Here is an 18921-nt window from a genome sequence, read left to right as displayed (position 1 = left end):
CCCGCAGGGGGCGCGCAGGCGCCCGGAGAAAGGATGCTGGTATGTTTGACTGGATGGTATGGACGGTGCCGGTCGCCGTCTTCTTCTGCTGCGTGGTGCTGATGCTGGTGGGCATGACGGTCTGGGAGATCAAGTCGCCAACCACCTTGCGCAAGGGCTGGTTGCCGCTGCGCACCACGCGGGGTGACCGGCTCTTCATCGGGTTGCTGGTGGCGGCTTATTTGAACCTGGCCTTTGTCGGGCTGGGCGAGAAGATGATGGGCTGGTTCCAGCTGGAGGCCGAGCCCACGGTGTGGATCAGCCTGGTGGTGTCGATGCTGGTGCTGGCGGTGATCCTGCGCAAGGGGTGACTGCGGCGCCGCAGCGGTGCATGGACGTGTAGTTCGGGATTCGGCTCCTGCTCCCCCGGAGCCGCGAATCAATCCTCATCGGGGGATGATCAAGGACAGAGGAGACAAGCGTGCAAAAAAGCAAGTATTCGGCGCTGACCCTGGCAGCGCTGCTGGCGCTGGGGGTTCATAGTGCCTGGGCCGGCGAAGCCGAAGCCAAGAAATGGGTGGACAGCGAATTCCAGCCGTCCACGCTCGCGAAGGACAAGCAGCTCGAAGAGCTGAAATGGTTCATCGAGGCCGCCAAGAAGTTGCAGGCCAAGGGGGTGAAGGAGATCTCGGTGGTGTCGGAGACGCTCACCACCCATGAGTACGAAAGCAAGGTGCTGGCCAAGGCCTTCACCGAGATCACCGGCATCACGGTCAAGCACGACCTGATCCAGGAAGGCGACGTGGTCGAGAAACTGCAGACCTCCATGCAGTCCGGCAAGAGCATCTATGACGGCTGGATCTCCGACTCCGACCTGATCGGTACGCACTACCGCTACGGCAAGATCATGAACCTCACCGACTACATGGCCGGTGCGGGCAAGGAGTTCACCAATCCCGGGCTGGATGTGAAGGACTTCATCGGCACCAGCTTCACCACGGCGCCGGACGGCAAGCTTTATCAGCTGCCGGACCAGCAGTTCGCCAACCTGTACTGGTTCCGTGCCGACCTGTTCGCCCGCAAGGACCTGCAGGACAAGTTCAAGGCCAAGTACGGCTACGACCTGGGCGTGCCGCTGAACTGGAGCGCCTATGAGGACATCGCCGAGTTCTTCACCAACGACGTGAAGACCATCGACGGCAAGCCGATCTACGGCCACATGGACTACGGCAAGAAGGATCCGTCGCTGGGCTGGCGTTTCACCGATGCGTGGCTGTCGATGGCTGGAGCGGCGGACAAAGGCATTCCCAACGGCATGCCGGTGGACGAATGGGGCATCCGCGTGGCGGACGACAAGTGCACGCCGGTGGGGGCGTCGGTGGCCCGCGGTGGCGCCACCAACTCGCCAGCGGCGGTGTATGCGCTGACCAAGTACGTGGACTGGATGAAGAAGTACGCGCCCAAGGAAGCCACGGGCATGACCTTCGGTGAATCCGGTCCGGTGCCGGCGCAGGGCCAGATCGCGCAGCAGATCTTCTGGTACACCGCCTTCACGGCTGACATGACCAAGCCGGGCCTGCCGGTGGTCAATGCGGATGGTTCGCCCAAGTGGCGCATGGCGCCTGGCCCGAATGGGCCGTACTGGAAGGCGGGGATGCAGAACGGCTACCAGGACGTGGGCAGCTGGACCTTCTTCGCTGGCCAGGACCCCAACCGCACGGCGGCGGCCTGGCTGTATGCGCAGTTTGTGACGGCCAAGACGGTCAGCCTGAAGAAGAGCATCCAGGGTCTGACCTTCATCCGCGACAGCGACATCCGCAGCGACTACTTCACCAAGAACGCCAACAAGTACGGTGGCCTGATCGAGTTCTACCGCAGCCCGGCGCGGGTGGCGTGGACGCCGACCGGCAACAACGTGCCCGACTATCCGAAGCTGGCGCAGCTCTGGTGGAAGAACGTGGCCCAGGCCGTGACCGGTGAGAAGACACCGCAAGCCGCCATGGACACGCTGGCTGACGAGATGGACGCGGTGATGGCCCGCCTGGAGCGTGCCGGCATGGCCAAGTGCGCGCCCAAGCTCAACAAGAAGGAAGACCCGAAGAAGTGGCTCTCCGACAAGGGTGCACCGTGGGCCAAGCTGGCCAACGAGAAGCCCAAGGGCGAGACCATCGCTTACGACAAGCTGATCAGTGCCTGGAAGGAAGGCCGCGTGCGCTGAGCCCGTAGCAGCCGCTCCCTCAAAGCCGCGTGCGCCTGCTGGCCACGCGGCTTTTTTCCGTGCTGGGGCTGCTTAGGCTGCGGTCCTGGTCTCGTCGGCAGCGTAGTAGAGCGACCCGTTCTGCGCCACCTTGGGGCAGGCGACCTGCCAGACTTTGGAGAGGGCCTGCGCAAGATCTATGCAATGGTGGCTCATCAGGATGGCCACATAGTGCTCCTGGTCCGCAGGAGGCCGTTTGAGCTTTTCCCTACACGTATTGGGCACTGCACAAACGGCGGTCGGCTCTTCCGAATACAGCATGTCGAGATAAGGCCCAGGTTCCAGGCGGCGGATGGATGTGGTGCTGAATGCCCCTGACGGAAAGTCCTTGAGGTTTTTGGTCACAAGCGCAACGGGTCTATCGGCCCCGTCTTCAGTCGCTAGTCTGAAGGCCGCTGCGGCGACGTGACGGTCCTAGCGACGCGCGGAGCGTTAGGCGGAGCCACGGGCGACATCTCTGACATGTACGTCGCTAACGCCTGGGGCGCTTGGGAACCGACGCGGCTTCGTCGTCGTAGAGCCCCAACTTCTCGGTGGCAGCCATCATGTCTTCCACCCCCTCGGCCTGCCGGCGCTGGGATTCGGCCAGGTAGTCCAGAAGATGAGGCCTCATGATGCGGCGATGTCCGCCCTCCGTGCGCCTGATCGGCCCAAGAGCGCCTGAGTCGGCCAGCGAATTCAAATGGGTACGCGATACGTGCAGCAACTTGGCGGCGGCCTCGCTGGTGAGCTCTTCCTCCACCCCGGGCGGCTTCGCCGCCTTGGCAGGTGACATCGCCACCAGGTCTGCGCCCACCACAGCCTGCACCTCTGCCGCGGACAACAAGTGCACCAGCACAGCCCGATGTTGACGAGCAGACGTTTCATTGCTGAGGAAGCGGCTCATGAACTCCTGCTCAAGCATGGCCGGCATTTCTGCGGCCACTGCGTTTTCAAGGGCTTGTCGCGATTGGGTCGAGGACTGCTTGGTACCTGTCAGTTGCTCGCTCACGAGCTGCGTCAACTTGGCCACCAGACCCTTTGCGAATTCATCCAGGGCGAAATGAATTCCTTCGAGGAACTGGCGTTCGAGCGGAGGCGGCAATGCGGCGTGGGTCAGCGTGGTCATCTATCTCTCCCGGGCAAACGAGACCAGTCTAGAGCAAATCGCCAAAATCGCCAAACTCATCAAAATCGTCAAAAGGTGCCGAAGTCTTGAGGCCGGCTGCGCCTATGTCAACATTCCGCCATGCTGAAAACCCTCAAGGATTTGTTCGACAGCTTGCTGTCACCCGAGGCGGTGGCGGGTGTGCAGGGCTGTGGCGATGACCATGCGATGCAGCTCGCCACGGCGGTGCTGCTGGTGGAAGTGATGCGGGCCGATGCCAGCATTTCGGACGCGGAGCGCAGCGCCGTACGGCACGCATTGGTGGAGAAGTTCGCCCTGGCGCCCGACGAGGCGGACCGGTTGACGGAGCTGGCCGAGGTCGCCGCCCGTGAAGCCGTCGATCTGTTTGCGTTCACCTCGCGCGTGGACGCCTGCTGGGACATGCCGCGCAAACTGCGGATGATCGAATTGATGTGGGGCGTGGCGTATGCCGACGGACGGCTCAGCGACCACGAGCGCCACGTGATGTGGCGCATCGCGGACCTGCTGCATATCCCGCACGGTGCTTACGTCCATGCGCGCCTGCGCGCCCGGGAAGCTGCAGGCCTGGGGCCCGAGGCAAGCTGAAGCAAGCTGAAGCAAGCTAAGGCGAGCGGAATCGAGTCGGAGCAAAACCAGCTCTCGGCCGCACTTAGCCGGCGCCAAACAGGCATAAAACCGGCATGAAGTGGGCATGGGGCCGGCACGGCTGAAGGCTCCGCGCCTGCGCGCCCGCCCAGCCCAGGACTATCGCGACTCAGCGTGTCTGGAACACCACCCGTTCAGCCAGCTCGCGCGGGGCCACCTTCAGGCGCTGGATCTGGTCCAGCAACTGGGTGGCCCGTTCGCAGGTCACCACGCCCGTGGTGTCACCAGTTGCGTCCGCCGACCAGAGATGGGACAGCAGCCCCGGCGCCTGTGGCCCCAGGGTGCGGTGCACCACCTCCAGCTCCAGGCGCGAGGCTTCACCCGCCCGGGTACGGGACGGTGCATCCTCCTGTGCCGCGTTGGCCAGCCAACTGGTCTCCCAGGCCATCACATCCGCCGGCATCAGGCGGCGCGTGGCCGGTGAGCCGGCCAGCCAGGCCTGGCAGGTGTCGGCGCCCAGGGCCTGCATCGCGCGCATCTGGCCACGCACCACCTGCAGATAACGGCGGCGGGATTCGGCCGAGCCGGACAGCACCAGTTCCTTCACCTCGGCGGTGATCGCCATCTGGGCCGCCATCTGCGCACCGTCAGCTTCCTGTTCCGAGCCGGCCAGCGCCTGACGGGCGTTGCGCATCTGGGTGGCCGCTCGGTTTAGCGCGCCCGGGAAGCGTTCATTGAGGTGGTACCAGACCGGGTTGGACTTGAATGCCGCCACGTATTCCGCCAACGGCGCCGGTTCGCCCGGCTTGGGCCCGTCCGGCAAGGCAACGTCCAGCGTCTTGGGGGGCTCCTGGATCAGCTGGTGGCGCAACAGGTCGTCCGGGCTGGGGTACCACATGCTGCGCGACGAGGTCTTCAACGTGCGCTGGATGAAGTCTTCCGGCAGCTCCATCTTGCGATAGGTCTCGGCCAGGTGCTGGTTGGCGATTTCGTCAAAGGCGGCGTTGAAGGTCCCCGTGGACGCGCGGTGGAACCCCAGTTGCGCACCCGGCATCAACTGGCGCTGGACGCCGGCCAGGAAGAGCAGCGTGCAGGCGCTTTGGCAGTCGCCCACCGCACGGACGTTGGCGCCGCGCTTGCGCATCAGCACCACCATGTCTTCCGCCTCGGCCAGCCGGCCGCCGGGGGAGGCCAGCTCGAACGACTTCACCGCGGGGGCACCCTCCAGCAGCTTGCCCATGCGGCGGGCGTCACCCATGCCGATGGGCCCCTGGAAGTGCAGCGTGTGCCCGTCCTCGCTGACGGTCATCACCGCCTGGCCGATCGGGTCGATACCGCGCGCCATCTTCCAGAACTCCGGCACCTGCGGAATGAAGCCGATCGCCAGGGACGCCAGGATCTGAACCGCGCCCAGGAACATGATCACGCGGGCCAAAAAGGCCCACAGCAGGGAACCGTTGGCATCCAGGTAGCCGCGCACCGAGCGCCAGCCTCCCACCACGCACCAGGTGTCCACCGCCAGCATCAACGGCCAGCCGATCAGCATGGCGATGCTGCCGGCCTGCAAGGCGTCGCCCTTCATCCCGATCCAGCTCATCAGGCCGGTCAGGGCACCCATCAACGGGAAGGCGAGCAGCAGGTTGTTGATCCAGAAACTCTGCGCCAGGCTTTGCTCGCCATGCCAGTGCGTGCTCACGTAGTCTGCCAGCAGGCCACGGCCGCTGGCCGGCAGCGGACGGCTGCGTTCCACGGCAGTGCCAGAAAGACGGTCATGCCAGGTGCGGCCATGCGGGTCCAGCTTGGCCCACCAGAAGCCGGCGAACAGGGGCAGGGTGGAGATCAGATAACCGAACCAGCGCAGCAGCGCCTGCACCGGCGTCGGCTTGCCGCCGCTCTGGGCATCCACGACCTTGACCCCGGCGATCAGCTTGCCGGGGGTGGCGCCTTGCCAGGTCCAGAAGAACACACAGACCAGCAAGGGCAGCAGCCAGTTGATGGCCAGTGTCCCCGGGCGCATGTCATCCCAGCGGCTGACGGGGTCGCCATAGACGATCCACATCAGCACGGCGCTGCCAGTAGCCCAAAGCAGCCCGTCAATGGCCATGGCTAACGCACGCGTAGCCGGGGCCGCGGAATGATTCAACATTGGTTTCTTCCCCCTCGAACAGGGGGAGTGTAGTGAACCCCGGTGGCGCTTCGATCCCGCCTGTGGGGGAAGAAGCGCTCAATTCGTCACACGGGCGCGACAACCGAGGGGGGAGGGGCGGGGTTCAATCCCAGAGGAAACGCTTGTCCGGGTAGACCACGCTGTAGCTGGTGCGCAGCACCACGCCGTCCTTGAAATGGACGTTGAAACGCAACAGATAGCCGTTCATGTCGGGCGGCACGTTCCAGTCCCAGACGTCTTCGCCGCTGTTGCTGAAGAACACCCGGCTGCGGTCTCGCCCCAGCAGGCGGGTGACCTGGTCGGGGGTCATGCCGGGCTGGACGCGTTCGCGCTGGGCCGGGGCCAGGGCGTCGATGCTGCTGACGAAGTGGTCCTGCGCGTCCAGCCGGACCATGTAGCAGGTCTGGCCGAAGGGTTGGGTTGCATATTCGAGTGTGCGTCCGCCATCAGCCTCGGGCCAGACGCGGCTGGGCTGGCCGTAATACTGGACCATGTCGGCGCCCGTGCTGACGCCGGGGCGCAGGCGTTCATCCTTCAGTGGGGTGGCGCAGCCGGCCAGGCCCACTGTCATGACGGCTGCCAACAGAGCGCCGCCCATCACCGCTCCCAGCTCACGCATGGGTTGCTCCTTGTTGTGTCCTCTGTTTGGCGGATTGTGCGTTGCCTGGCAAAGACCTGCTGCCATGTCCGGGCGCACAATGCACCGCCATGTGGAGGCATTGCAATGTCGGCACGGTGCCGGGCTGCCAGGGAGCCCGGCCGTGGCGTGCCTTGGCCGTCACAGCCCTGGCGTTGCTGGCCGGGACGGCCGCACCGGCCTGCGTGCTGGTCTTTGGCCAGGGGCGCAACTACGACCCCGATCAACCCGAGCGCAACCAGTACTGGGACACCGCCAATGGGCGCTTCAATCTTGCGGTGCGGGAGCCGCTGGTGGCCGCCGGGCAGGACGTGGCCAACATGGTGCTGCCGGTGGCGGCGACCGATGTGCCGGCCAACCTCAAGCGGCTGATGGCCGAGGTGAAGCGGCTGGGCTGCACCCGGGTGCTGGAGACGGCGCTGTTTGCGGATCCGGCAGCGGGCGTGGTGATTGCGCGGTTGCGTCTTTATCCGGTGATGGGGATCGCGGGGCCGCAGGCAGCGGGCTCGCATCCGAGGATCGGAGCGGTCGCCTATACGCTGCAGCGCGAGTTTCCGCTGCGGGGGAGTGCGTTGGACCGCGTGGACTCCGAGCTGCTGGGGCGGGCCATGGCAGCAGAGGCTCTGCCCATGTTGGCACCGTCCTCAGACGCCCGCGGGGTTGTATCAGCTCCCTCGGCCGCGCCCGCACGCTGACACCATTCAACCATTCTTCGCGCGCCTCAGCTCTGGAGAGAAGGCGTTGCCCGTGGGCAATGACACGAGGCCGCACTCGGCGGCCTCGCACTGATGGAGACGACGAGCGGGGACCGCCATGTCCCCAACGCGAGGCGGATACTGCCTCAGGCGGTGGCGACCGCCCCCTGGGTGGGCGGACTCGCAGCGTCGTTGGTGATTTGCGGGTCGCTGCTCGGGTAGATGTTGTCCACCACGTCTCGATTCGAGAAGAGCAATACGACGCCCTTGGTCGAGACGTATGCCGTCGGCATCGTGAACTCAATGGCCTTGCTTGCGTTGGCTGGACAGAAATTCCCGCTGTTCATCACTGGCGTGCCGCCGAGATTGCTGAACGTTGCGCCAATGAGTGCGAGTGGCGAGTTGGTCGTCTCTTCGAAGACACATGCGCCAGAGTCCTTGGGGATGCTGAACGCTGAGCCAGGAAGCGGGAAGTTTCCGTCCTTGTCAGAGTAGTAGCTGCAGTTCGCGAAGTTGCCATCAGGTCCGACTGTGGCGCTGACATAGAAAGTTGCCGACATGATTTTTCCTTTTATCTCGTGGTTGCTCGGGGCAATGGAGTCAACGCTGCATCGCGCGACGCTACCCATTCGGCCATACGGCGCACGTCCGCTCGATCTCCCGCTCCCAGGCAAGATTGGGCCTGAACCCACGACGATGTAATCCGCAGATGAACCCCTATGAGCCCATCTATTTTTCCGATTCTGTCAACTAAATCTCCACAAATCTGCTGACGTTTTTCCATCGAAGTCGGAAGCCTGTCATTGCCCAGGAGTGATATCTCTTTGCCGACTACCTCGGCCAGTCCGCTTATCAAGCGCGTATCCGCGGACTGCTCATTGAGTTCAGTACGCAGTTGTTGTGCAAGTTGCTCCAACAAGTCGATGGCTTCAACGGCATTGTTGGTGTCCGCCAATGCGGAAGCCAACCCGACAATGATCCACCCCTGATGCTCAAGACGACGGCGTTGCGCACCCGCTCCCGTGTGGCGCGCGATTTCGTCGGAGCGCTCTTTTAGCAAGCGCCATCGAGCCAGACGTTGATCAGGTGAAAGACTTCTTCCCTCAACGTCGAGCAGTAGCGACTCGGCATGCAGCAGATTCATCTGCCAGTTCAGGTTGCTTGGGTCTTGGTTCTTGAGAGTAGCCAGCAGACTCACCGCACTCTCGAACTCAAGCTTGGCGGCTTCAAGTTCACCACGGCTTCTTGCAACGACGCCCATCCATCGGTGCAATACCGCCTCGCGGTAGGCCCATTGGTTATTTCCTGGCGCCCCTTTGCGCACCTGCGAAACGACCTCAACGGCCTGCTTGAAAACTGCGGACGACTGGTCGAGGGCGCCTTCCCAAAGCAGGATGCTCCCCAGCCAACTGAGGCTGTCTGCCAATTCGATCCGTACTGCGGGATCACCAGGGCCGTCCTGTGCGTCAAGCACTTTGCGTTTCAGCTCAATAGATGCCGTGAACCGCTCCGCTGCACCGCGCAGATCCGAAACCTCCATTCGGAGAGTACCGAGACTATTCTGTGCATAGGAGAGTTCCGTGAGTGCTTCCTTGCTGGTTGGAACGGCATCCAGCCATGCCTGACTTGCGGTTCGATATCGATCCAATGACGTCGTTGCCAGGTCGTACCGTCTCATGGACCAATAGGCATGACCTTCCCAGAAGGCTGCTGTTCCCTGAGCCTTGTACCAATCGTCGCGAAGCGCTTGATTCGGCGGCGCGCCATCGATCAGGCGTGCGGCCGCCTGCAGGGGGGCGAGCGCGTTCTCAAGGTCTCTTTTCGAAACGCGAACCTCACCCAACACTGTCAAAGCCTTGGCTCTCTGCAGTCGCTCGGGTGCGGCAATGTCACTGCCCTCGGACATGTAAGCCAGGGCTTTTGCACCGACGCTGTCGAGCAATTCCAGGCGGCCGATGGGCCGGAGCTTGTCAGCCAGTTCCCCCAGCATGAAGCTCAGCAGGTCATCGGCCTGTTGACGGCGCTGCAGTGCCTGCTGTTCGGCTTTGGCTGCGCGATGGGCTTGCAGCACGCTGAATGTCGTCAGTCCGACAAGGCTAAGCACAGCCAAGCCCCCGATGCTGACTGCAAGACGGTGACGGCGCACAAATCGACCCAGGACGTAGAGACGGGTGTCCGGCCGTGCACCGATCGGTTCATGGGCCAGCCAGCGCCGCAGATCATCCGCAAATTGGTCGGCATTGGCATACCGGGAGGTTGGCGCCTTCTTCAGCGCCTTGCCGACAATCGTGTCCAGATCCCCCTTCAGCAGCTTCGCCTGCCTGGCAATGACCGGGTCCAACTGCCCCCCCGCCACTTCGGACAGCCGTTTGGGCACCAGCTCCACCACCGCCTTCAGCCGGTCCAGGTGCGTCTGCGTGTCGTCGGCGGTCGGATGGCGCCCCCCCAGCAGCTGGTACAGCAGCACGCCCAAGGCATAGACATCGGTCGCTGTCGTCACGTCCCCCTGCTGGATCTGCTCGGGCGCTGCGTACTGCGGCGTGAACGCGCTGCCGGCCATCTGCGTCAGTTCGGTGGCCGCTGCGGGCTGCGTGGCATCGTCCATCAGCTTGGCAATGCCGAAGTCCAGCAGCTTCACCTCGCCTTCGGCCGTCACCAGGATGTTGCTCGGTTTCAGGTCCCGATGCAGGATGAGCCGCTGATGCGCATGCGCCACCGCCGCCAGCACATCCAGGAAGAGACGGATCCGCGCCTCGATGTCCAACCCGTGGATGTGGCAATACCGGTCGATCGGCAGCCCGTTCACATACTCCAGCACCAGATACGGCTGATGGCCCTGGTGTACCCCGGCATCCAGCAGCCGCGCAATGTGCGGGTGGGAGAGCCGCCCCAGGATCTGGCCTTCCCGCGCAAACCGGCCGTTATCCCCCTTGCCGAACAAGCCGGCCTTCAGGAACTTGATGGCCACCTCACCCTGGAAGCGGCCGTCTGCCCGCCGGCCCAGCCAGACCGCGCCCATGCCGCCCTGGCCCAGCTCGCGCTCCAGCTCGTAAGGGCCGATCGACTGCCCCTTGAGGTCGGGCGTCTGCGGCTCCGGCGGGGTGGGTTCCGCCGCCGCCCCCAATTGCTCGGCCGCCGGACGCCCCATGAATCCCTGCTGGCTCAGGGCCAGGTCTTGTGCCAGCAAGGCCTCCAGTTCATCGGCCGTGGCCGCGTCATGGGCGCGCAGTTGGGCCAGCCATCGCTGCCGGTCCTCCTCGTCCCGGTCCAGCAATTGATCCAGCAAGGGGCTCAGTGCAATCCAGCGTTCTTTGTCCAGGGCGTCCATGGGCGTCGTGGTGGCGTCTTGTGGGGCGCCATCTTCGGCGCCATTGAGAAAATCAGACCTCTGTCGGGCCTGTGATGTCGAGCTTTGGAAACCTCCGCCACTCCTCGCGGCGGGCGTGATGCAGAGGGTACTGAGTGTGCCGGCCTCAGCCTTTCAGGCTGATGGACAGGAAGAGGCGGGCCTTCTGCCAATCCCGCTGCACCGTGCGTTCCGTCACGCCCAGGGCTTCGGCGATTTCCTGTTCCAGCAAGCCGCCAAAGTAGCGCATCTCCACCACCTGAGCCAGACGGGGTTCCACGTCTGCCAGTTCATCCAGCGCTTCATGGATGCGCAGAATGTTCTCGTCCGACTGGGGACCCAGCTCAATGACGGCCGTGTTGAGCGTCAGCTCCGCTTGGTCCCCGCCGCGCCGTTCGGCGTGTCGGGCGCGCACCACGTCGATCACGACGTTGCGCATCACCCGTGCGGCATAGGCCAGGAAATGCCGGCGGTCCGGAAAACTCTTGGCCTGCGCACCCGCCAGCCGCAACCACGCCTCATGCACCAGCGCCGTGGTGTCCAGCAGGGTCACCCCGCCCGAGAGCCGCATCCGCTGGCGCGCCAGCCGTTGCAGTTCCCCATACAACTGCGAGACCACCTGGTCGGCGGCCTGGCGGTCGCCTTGCCCGGCGGCCTGCAGGAGTTGGGTGATGTCACTCATATATCTGCACTCTACCGGCCTTGTATGAGCTGGTTACATCTGTTCGGGGGAGCTGCACGCCCCAGCCGCACAGCTGAGCAGCGAATTGCGGGTTTCTACCTAGAAGAAAAGATGCGACCAGATGTCGGGTTGCCGTCGCCGTTCCCGTTTTTACAGATGAGGGCACGGCTTGGACATGTGGCAAGGGAGGCCGGCATGACACGGGCTGCAAATTTACGCAGGTCGTGCCCTCACCCTGTGTGTCGCGTAGAGGGCGTGGTACGCAGGGGCTCGAGGTACCCGGTCCGGAGTCGTTCGAAATGAACTCGTCCAGTTCCACTGCCACGGCCGCATCGGCCGCCGGGGGCACGCAGGAACCCACTATCGCCAGGCCACCGCGCCATGCACCAGCACTCACCATTCCACGTGTGGATTCAGTGGGTGAGTTCGGGTTGATGATCACCCGCCAACTGACGCAGTGCCGCCGTTATGGCGGCAAGCTGGCCGTGATGTGGCTGGAAGCGGAGCCCGTGGAGGAAGCCGCAGATCCTGAGGGCGTGTATGACGCGCAAGCCAGCCTGATGACGGCCGTCGGGCGCCGCCTGCGCAGCCGCGTGCGCGGCACCGATGCGGTGCTGCAGGTGGGCGAAGGCAGCTTTGCCGTGCTGCTCAATGACGCCGGCGCGCCCGAAGCAGAGCTGGTGCGCCAGCGCCTGCATCAGGCGCTGGGGGGCTCCTACGGCGTGGGTGAGGGCATGATCATGCATGTGCGCCTGCAGATCGGCGCCGCCGCCTTCCCGGACGGCGGCACCAAGGGCGCCGATCTCGCGCAGAGCGCGCGGGACGACCTGCGCGTGCGGGCCGAGGGCTGAAAGGGCACGATCCCTCGGCGCTCGACACCCTTGCATGGGGCTGCGTGACGCCACCAGGTCTCTATTGAACACCCGCAATGGCGGGAGCCCGCTCAAGCGTCCGCATCACTTCGCCCCAGGGCACCAGCTTGAAGTTCTGCCGCCCGCTGGGCCAGCGCTTGTGCCCGTCCTGCACCACCAGCAGCCCTTCGCCATAGACACCACCGAGATTGGCGGATGTCACGTCCAGGCCATCGGTCTCCGACACGGCGTCGATGCCGAACCTGGCATTCAGCCCCACGCGGAAACGTCCCTTCACCGCATACGGCGCCTCGGCGCTCAGCATCACAAAGCTGTCATTCCCCTGGGAGGACACCACCAGCCAGGCGCCGCCGGCACTGCGGTGCACGGCCATGCCCTCCACATCGGCTGCCAGCAGCTCACCCACGGGCAGGATGAAGCTCGCCGCGCCCATGCGGCCATCGGCCTCCAGCGCCACCCGCCAGATGCCGCGCTTCTCCTCGCCGATGAAGAGTTGCTGCCCGGCTTCGTCCACCACACAACCTTCGGGTTGGGTGTCCAGTTTGAACTGCCCGACCTGCCGGCCCTGCCAGCGGCTGGCGTCCTTCGTCACCCGCAGTTGCACCACGCGGCCGTCCTTGTCGTTGACGAAGACATCCAGGCCACCCGACGCATTGCGGCCGCTGCAGATCCCGTAGACGTCCTCCAGCCCCGTCGGCAGCTCAGCCACCGGGCTGACGTGGCCCTGCGCATTCACCTGGAACAGCACCACCGTGCGGCGGTCCCGTTGTGAGGCCACCGCCAAGTCCCAATCCCTGCGCTCATAACGCAGCCCTTGGCGCAGATCCACGTTGTTGACACGGCCCACCGGCAGGAACTGGGTCTCGCGCCCCTGCAGGTCGTAGACCGCCAGCCCGAGTTTCTTGTCGGTGCCCAGGATGCGGCTGGCCGACGGCTGGCGCGTGTTCACCCAGATCGCGGGATCATCCGCCGCATCGCCGCCGCCACGGACTTGAACGGTCTGGGCACTCGGTACCGCCACGGGGATGGAGGGCCGCGGTGTCGGCGCGTGGGTCGCCAGCCAGTGCGGCAGGTCCGCAGGCGCCAGGCCCGATGCCACCAGTTGCCGCTCATGACGCTCCGCATCCGCGCTCTGCGCCCACAGGCCCACACCGGCTTCCGCCACGTACAGGCGGGCCTCGTCGTCGCGCACGGCGCAGCCCTTGGCATCGGGCGCGGTGGCCAGGTGACGCATCACCGGCGACGCCGGCAGGGAGGCGCTGGACGTGGCACCGGTGGAACCGCTGGAACCGCGGGAGGCGGACCGACCCGAGCCTGCCTCGTCGTCCAGCAGCCATTGCTCCCCCATGCCGTCGTCGCCCAGCAGGAAGACCTGCAGCAGCGGTTGGTCCGCCGGCAGATACAGGCAGAGTGCCTCCACGTTGAAGGCAGGGCCTTCCCATTGGCGGCGCTCCAGCAAAGTTCCGTTCCGGGCCTCGATCAGCCGGAGCGCACCGGAGTCGGCGTCCTGCACCAGTGCCACGGTGCGGCCGTCTGGCAGGCGGCGCTGGTCCCAGCGCTTGGCGCGCATCGGCAGCTCGGCCTTGATCTCGCCCGGGCTGTCGCCCCTCGCCATGCCTGTCATTTTGCCGGCCACCTCGCCGGCTCCTTCGCTGGCCACCAGGCTCTTCGCACCGGATGGCGCGGCCACCAACCGCAGGCCGGACCTGGCCAGCTCCAGCGTGTCCGCCGCTGCAACGCCGGGGAACGCCATCAGCACAGCTGTTGCCGCCGCTGCCGCTGCTGTCGCCGCCAGCCCCACTGCGAAGCGGTTGTACGTCACTGTCTTGCTCACGGGGCGCTCCTTCAGAACATCGCCAGCTTCAGGCTGACCTTGTACGCGCGGCCATAACGCTCGTACTGCACGTTGTGGGCCTTGTCGCCCTGATAGACGTAATAACGCTCGTTGCCGAGGTTGAGCGCTTCCAGGTTCAGGTCCAGCCCCTTGGCGAGGCGGATGCGCATGGAGGCGTCCAGCTGGTTCTGCGTGTCCACGCGGCGGTCCTGCGTGGCGTCCAGCACGTCACCCACTTCCAGCAGGTAGGGCGACTTGTGGTTGAGCGCCAGGCGTGCGGCAAAGGCGGGGGACTCCCAAACTAGGCTCAGGTTGATGCTGCGGTCCGACTGGCTGGGCAGCGCGATGCGGCGCGAGGCATACACCCCATCGTCATACGCGCCGATGGTGGCCCGAGAACGGACGAAGCTGCCGTTTGCCCCCACCACCAAGCCATTCCACGGCGCCGGCAAAGTGCTCAGCGCCTGGCTCCAGGAAAGCTCCAGACCCCGCACGGTGGCGTTGCCGCCATTGGCGAAGGTCTCCACATGGCTGAAGTCCTCCCAGCCGGCGGTACCGGCGATGTCCGTCTGGAATGCGAAATTGCGGATCTGCTTGTGGAAGACGTAGGCGGATACCGCACCATCACGGCCCAGGCGGCGTTCCACGCCCAGGTCCAGGTTGCGCGATCGCAGCGGCTTGAGCAGGGGGTTGCCCAGCGTGGCTTCGTCGCCATCTACCGTCAGGCCGGGGCTCAACTGGTCGAACGACGGCCGCACCATCGAATGCGTGACAGCGGCGCGCAACACCGTCTCCGCGCCCAACTGCTGGCGCAGCAGCAGGGCGGGCAACCAGCGGTGGGTGCTGTTGGTGGTGTGGGTGGGGCTCAGGGTCTCATCCACCGACGACACCCCGTTGGCCTCGAAGCGCACACGCTCGCCACGCACGCCGGCAATCCACTGCGTGCCGCCCTGTTCAAACGTGGCCTGCACATACCCGGCGTCTGTGCGCTCCTTCATGGCGTAGTCGTTGACCTCGGAATCCACGTCGTCGCGGAAGGCCTCCAGCGAGTTGCCATACAGCGTGCGCAGCTTGGACGCATCGATGCCGGGGCCGAAGCTGGCCCACGGGTAACTCACGTTGGCGCCGCTGAGGAAGTTGCCCAGGTTGAGCTGCGCGGCCGTCAGGCTGTAGGGCGACTTGCCCAGGGCCTTGGCGCTGGGGGCAAACACCTCCTGGGCGTTGTCCTTGTCGCGGCGGGTGGCCTTCAGGCCGCCCTTGAGGTCCAGGTCCCAGCCCGCCACGTCGAATTCACGCTGCAGGTCCACCTTGGCGTGGCGCACCTGGTCGGTGGCGTGGCTCTGCTCGATCTTGGCCTTGTTGAAGCGGTAGTTGCTGGCGTCGTTCAGGCCTTCCACGGCGGTGGGCATGGGGCGCACGGTGCTGGTGTAGCCCAGGCCGGAGAAGTCCGCGGTGAACGAGGAGGAGCTCAGCGTGTCGGGCTTGTTCTCGCTGGCGCGGCCGGCTCCCACTTCCGCCCAGGCCTTCCAGGCGCCCTGGGTCAGTTCGGTCCCCAGCACCACGGCGGAGGACTTGTTGACCTCCTTGCGCTGCTTGAGCCCGCGGCTCACCGTACCGTCGCCGGTCTCGCCGGGTGCCAGGGCTTCATCGAACTCCACGGCCATCGATTGGCGGTTTTCCTGGTCGGTGAAGCGGCTGCTGAAGCTGCGCAGGTAGAAGAGGTGGGCGGCATCCGGGCGGTAGTCCAGGTTCAAGGCGGCGCCCACACGCTCGCGGGTGATCTCGTAGCGGCGCAGTTCAAAGCTGTTGAGCTTGCCGTCGTTCCAGTCGCCACCGGTCTCGACGTTGTCGCTGGCGAAGCGGCGCTGGTCGGCCGAGACGGCCACGGCCAGGCCCACCGTGCCGCCAGCAAAGCGGTCTGCAAAGGCCACGGAGCCGCGCGGGCGGGTCTTGCCGGCATTGGCGTCGTAGTTGCCGCCGGCTTCCACGGTGAACAGGCGGCCGGGTTGGTCAAAGGCGCTGAGGGTGCGCACGGTGACGGTGCCGCCGAGGGAGTTGGCGTCCTGGTCCGGTGTGAGCGTCTTGTCGACTTCCAGGGAGCGGATCAGGCCGGAGGGCACCAGGTCCAGTCCGGGGGCCCGCTTGTCGGATTGCGAGGCAGGCGCCACGGCACCGTTGATGGTGACGGTGTTGTAGTCCGGACCCAGGCCACGCACCCGGATGAAGCGGCCCTCACCCTGGTCGCGCTCCACGGAGACACCCGGCAGGCGGGCCAGTGCCTCGGCGGCATTGTTGTCCGGCAACTGGCCGATGCCGTCGGCATGGACCACGTTGATGATGCCGGTGGCAGCGGCCTGCTTGTCCACGGCTGAGCGAAGCGCTGCCGCCTGGCCCAAGGTCACCACGGTGTCCAGCTTCTGCGGGCTGGCGTCGCGGGTGAGGGCCCTGCTGTCGGTCTGGGCCTTGGCATCAGTGGCTGCCGCCGGCCTGGAGGCGCCAGCCTGGGGGGCCGCGGCCGCCGTGGCCGGGGCCATTGGGGTGGCGAGGGCAGCTTGCTGCGCCAGTGCATGGGGCACCCACAGGCTGGAGAGGCACAGGGCGAGGAGGGTAGGGCGGGGCGGGGTGCGCATGGTGGGTGGTGAGTGAGTCAGCAATGGCTGCGCATCTTGGGAAGCCCGCATGGCGCTTGCGTGACAGTGCGGCTTCCGCGCCAACAGGCCTGCCGGGCAGCGCATGGCGCCCCGCGCCGTGAGCTGTTTGCACCCCCTGGAGGCGGGCCGCCATGAACTGTCACAAACCCTTCCTAGCATGGCGCGCCATGAAACTCGTGTTGCCCCGCCCGCCGCTGGTGCTCGCCCCCGTGGCGGGATCGCGTCATTTTGGTCATGCGCTGATGCTGATGATGTGCGGCATCACCTGGCTGTTTGCCTGGTGGGCGGCCGCCAAGCCGACCGAACTCTGGCGCTGGATCGACATTCTCAGCGAGAGCCTGGTGGTGGCCATGTTGTCGCTGTGGCTGATGCAGTTGCGCGCCAGCCGGCCAGCCGGGCGGGTCACCACCTGGTTGTGCCTGGGCCTGTCCGGCATGCTGCTGGGCGGCTGGGCGGACCTCATGGACGAGTTCTGGAAATTCCCGCGTGAGTTCACGCTGCTGCTCGGCATGGAATCCAGCTTCCATCTGATCGGCATGATGGGCCTGACCTGGGGCCTGCATCTGTGGCGGCAGGAGCAGCTCGCCCTCAATGCGCTGCGCTGCGGCCGCGAGCGGGCCTACCGGGAGCATGACCAGATCGACCGCCTCACGCAGCTGGGCGATGGTGCCTACCTGCTGGACCAACTGCGCTGGCAGCAGCGCCGCGCGGAGCCCGCCACCCTGGTGATGCTGGGCTGGTCTGACCTGGCCGCACTCTCCCGCCAGCATGGGCTCGCGGAGGCGGACCGGCTGCTGCAGGCCACCGGCCCCTTGCTGCTGCTGCAACTGCGCCCAGGCGATTTGTTATGCCGTTATGCCGCAGATCGCTTTGTGGCGTTGCTGCCTGGTGCTGATCGAGCGATGCCAGGCGATCTGCTGGCGGCCATGAGTGCCCACGTGCATCCCTGCACTGACGGCCAGACCCGTGCGCGACTGCAGGCACGCATGGCCCACACGCGCCTGGACGATCACCTGGATGCGGAAACCCAATTGCTCCGCCTGGTGGAGCAGTTGCGGTGAGCGACGCCCTGGCCTTGCTGCGCCAGAGCCTGCCCGCAGGCATGCCCGCGCACTATGGCGCCGACACGGCCTTCATCCCCTGGGCCTACCAGGGGGCGTTGCTTGCAGAGTTTGCGCACAGCCGCGGGCTGGGTGCCCACGAATGGCTGGCGCCGCTGGGCATTGCGGCCGGCCAACTGCTGACGCCGCGTCAACTCCTCTCCATGCTGGCCGCGCTCCAGGTGCACGCCAGCGACGTGGGTTTTGTGCTGGGCCAGCTGAGCCTGCCCGGGCACTATGGTCTGGCCAGCCAGGCACTGCAGCAGGCGCCCGACCTCCGTCATGCCTTGCGGGTGCTGTGCGCCTACGCGGCCCGGCTGTCGCCGCTGCTGACGCCGCGTCTGCTGGAGACGGGCGACGAACTCCTGCTGATCTGGACGGAGGCCTGTGGCGCGCCCGCACCGCTGCAACCGCTGCTGGTGGACATGCAGATGAGCGCGGTCACGGCCATGGCGCAATGGCTGGGCGGGCAGCCGCTGCGCTGGACCTTCAGCTTCAACCGGACCCGGCCCCGGGAGCTGTCACGACACGCGGCCTACCTCGGCACCGACCTGCAGTTCGGCTGCCAGGTCGATGCCATGCGTCTGCCGCTGTCCGAGGCCTTGCGGCCCTGGCCGGCCGCCGCGCGCCCCTCCGCCATGGCGGCCAACGCATTGGCCCAGGGCGCGGATCCGCAGGCGCTGTGGCGCGGACAATTGGCGGTGCTCTATGACCACCTGGTCGCTGACCTCGGTGGGCCGCCGACCCTGGACGGTAGCGCGCGCAGGTTCAACATGAGCCCTGCGACGCTGAAGCGCCAGCTGGCCCAACTGGGCACCCACTACCAAGCCCAACTGGATCAGGCCCGTGCGCATGCGGCGCTCTATCTCATGGCCCTGCACGGCCAACGTGGTGACGCCGTGGCGCGCTCGCTTGGCTTCCACGACAAGAGCAACTTCCGCCGTTCCTTCCGGCGATGGACGGGGATGACGCCGGGGATGCTTTAGG

The 18921-nt window shown here is 65.8% G+C and carries 16 protein-coding genes; 7 read left to right on the top strand and 9 right to left on the bottom strand.

Annotated elements, in window-relative coordinates; genetic code table 11:
• Positions 1 to 41: 41 nt before the first annotated feature.
• Positions 42 to 350: a DUF2160 domain-containing protein gene (locus BMY53_RS07900; protein ID WP_092945360.1), complete on the top strand. Its 309-nt coding sequence runs from the start codon at positions 42 to 44 to the stop codon at positions 348 to 350.
• Positions 351 to 484: 134 nt separating this feature from the next.
• Positions 485 to 2197: an ABC transporter substrate-binding protein gene (locus BMY53_RS07895; protein ID WP_404947864.1), complete on the top strand. Its 1713-nt coding sequence runs from the start codon at positions 485 to 487 to the stop codon at positions 2195 to 2197.
• Between the two features lie 72 nt (positions 2198 to 2269).
• On the opposite strand, the gene BMY53_RS07890 is transcribed toward BMY53_RS07895, so the two are convergent.
• Together BMY53_RS07890 and BMY53_RS07885 are read right to left on the bottom strand one after the other, a co-directional pair.
• Entirely contained in the window at positions 2270 to 2581 is a 312-nt protein-coding gene (locus tag BMY53_RS07890; RefSeq protein ID WP_143073987.1) for a hypothetical protein, read from the bottom strand.
• 127 nt (positions 2582 to 2708) lie between these two features.
• The gene (locus tag BMY53_RS07885; RefSeq protein WP_092945357.1) at positions 2709 to 3344 is read right to left on the bottom strand and encodes a helix-turn-helix domain-containing protein; all 636 of its coding nucleotides are present in this window, start codon (positions 3342 to 3344) and stop codon (positions 2709 to 2711) included.
• 120 nt (positions 3345 to 3464) lie between these two features.
• Between BMY53_RS07885 and BMY53_RS07880 the strand changes: the two genes are divergently transcribed.
• Entirely contained in the window at positions 3465 to 3950 is a 486-nt protein-coding gene (locus BMY53_RS07880) for a tellurite resistance TerB family protein (RefSeq protein ID WP_092945356.1), read from the top strand.
• A gap of 169 nt (positions 3951 to 4119) precedes the next feature.
• Here the strand turns inward: BMY53_RS07880 and BMY53_RS07875 are convergent, their stop codons facing one another.
• Both BMY53_RS07875 and BMY53_RS07870 read right to left on the bottom strand, forming a co-directional pair.
• On the bottom strand, positions 4120 to 6096 hold the full coding sequence (locus tag BMY53_RS07875) for an RDD family protein (RefSeq protein ID WP_092945355.1): 1977 nt from the start codon (positions 6094 to 6096) through the stop codon (positions 4120 to 4122).
• A 124-nt stretch (positions 6097 to 6220) separates the two neighbouring features.
• Entirely contained in the window at positions 6221 to 6736 is a 516-nt protein-coding gene (locus tag BMY53_RS07870; RefSeq protein ID WP_092945354.1) for a hypothetical protein, read from the bottom strand.
• Between the two features lie 152 nt (positions 6737 to 6888).
• Here BMY53_RS07870 and BMY53_RS07865 point away from each other — a divergent pair, with 152 nt between their 5' ends.
• The gene (locus BMY53_RS07865; protein WP_143073986.1) at positions 6889 to 7449 is read left to right on the top strand and encodes a hypothetical protein; all 561 of its coding nucleotides are present in this window, start codon (positions 6889 to 6891) and stop codon (positions 7447 to 7449) included.
• 146 nt (positions 7450 to 7595) lie between these two features.
• Here the strand turns inward: BMY53_RS07865 and BMY53_RS07860 are convergent, their stop codons facing one another.
• From BMY53_RS07860 to BMY53_RS07850, 3 genes are all read right to left on the bottom strand, one after another.
• Positions 7596 to 8009 carry a hypothetical protein gene (locus BMY53_RS07860; protein ID WP_092945351.1) on the bottom strand — a complete coding sequence of 138 codons (414 nt, stop codon included), beginning with the start codon at positions 8007 to 8009 and terminating at the stop codon, positions 7596 to 7598.
• A gap of 11 nt (positions 8010 to 8020) precedes the next feature.
• Entirely contained in the window at positions 8021 to 10777 is a 2757-nt protein-coding gene (locus BMY53_RS07855; RefSeq protein WP_092945350.1) for a serine/threonine-protein kinase, read from the bottom strand.
• A gap of 145 nt (positions 10778 to 10922) precedes the next feature.
• Complete coding sequence (locus BMY53_RS07850; RefSeq protein ID WP_092945349.1) at positions 10923 to 11477, bottom strand: ECF-type sigma factor; 555 nt, start codon at positions 11475 to 11477, stop codon at positions 10923 to 10925.
• Positions 11478 to 11776: 299 nt separating this feature from the next.
• On the opposite strand from BMY53_RS07850, the gene BMY53_RS07845 reads away from it, so the two are divergent.
• A complete protein-coding gene (locus tag BMY53_RS07845) occupies positions 11777 to 12328 on the top strand; it encodes a diguanylate cyclase domain-containing protein (RefSeq protein WP_092945348.1) in 552 nt (183 codons plus the stop codon).
• A 61-nt stretch (positions 12329 to 12389) separates the two neighbouring features.
• Here the strand turns inward: BMY53_RS07845 and BMY53_RS07840 are convergent, their stop codons facing one another.
• A complete protein-coding gene (locus BMY53_RS07840) occupies positions 12390 to 14183 on the bottom strand; it encodes a phytase (RefSeq protein ID WP_092945347.1) in 1794 nt (597 codons plus the stop codon).
• Positions 14184 to 14194: 11 nt separating this feature from the next.
• Positions 14195 to 16813 (bottom strand): TonB-dependent receptor, encoded by a 2619-nt coding sequence (locus BMY53_RS07835; protein WP_177200787.1) that lies wholly within the window; start codon positions 16811 to 16813, stop codon positions 14195 to 14197.
• A gap of 188 nt (positions 16814 to 17001) precedes the next feature.
• Here BMY53_RS07835 and BMY53_RS07830 point away from each other — a divergent pair, with 188 nt between their 5' ends.
• Both BMY53_RS07830 and BMY53_RS07825 read left to right on the top strand, forming a co-directional pair.
• On the top strand, positions 17002 to 17895 hold the full coding sequence (locus BMY53_RS07830; RefSeq protein ID WP_177200786.1) for a GGDEF domain-containing protein: 894 nt from the start codon (positions 17002 to 17004) through the stop codon (positions 17893 to 17895).
• Positions 17892 to 18920 (top strand): AraC family transcriptional regulator, encoded by a 1029-nt coding sequence (locus BMY53_RS07825; RefSeq protein ID WP_255370086.1) that lies wholly within the window; start codon positions 17892 to 17894, stop codon positions 18918 to 18920. Before BMY53_RS07830 ends, BMY53_RS07825 begins: the two co-directional genes overlap by 4 nt.
• Position 18921 lies beyond the last annotated feature (1 nt).

Origin of the sequence: Roseateles sp. YR242, assembly GCF_900109745.1 — a bacterium.
Taxonomy (GTDB): Bacteria; Pseudomonadota; Gammaproteobacteria; order Burkholderiales; family Burkholderiaceae_C; genus Roseateles.
Note: the sequence above shows the minus strand (reverse complement) of the source record. Positions and strands in the feature narration are given on the sequence as shown.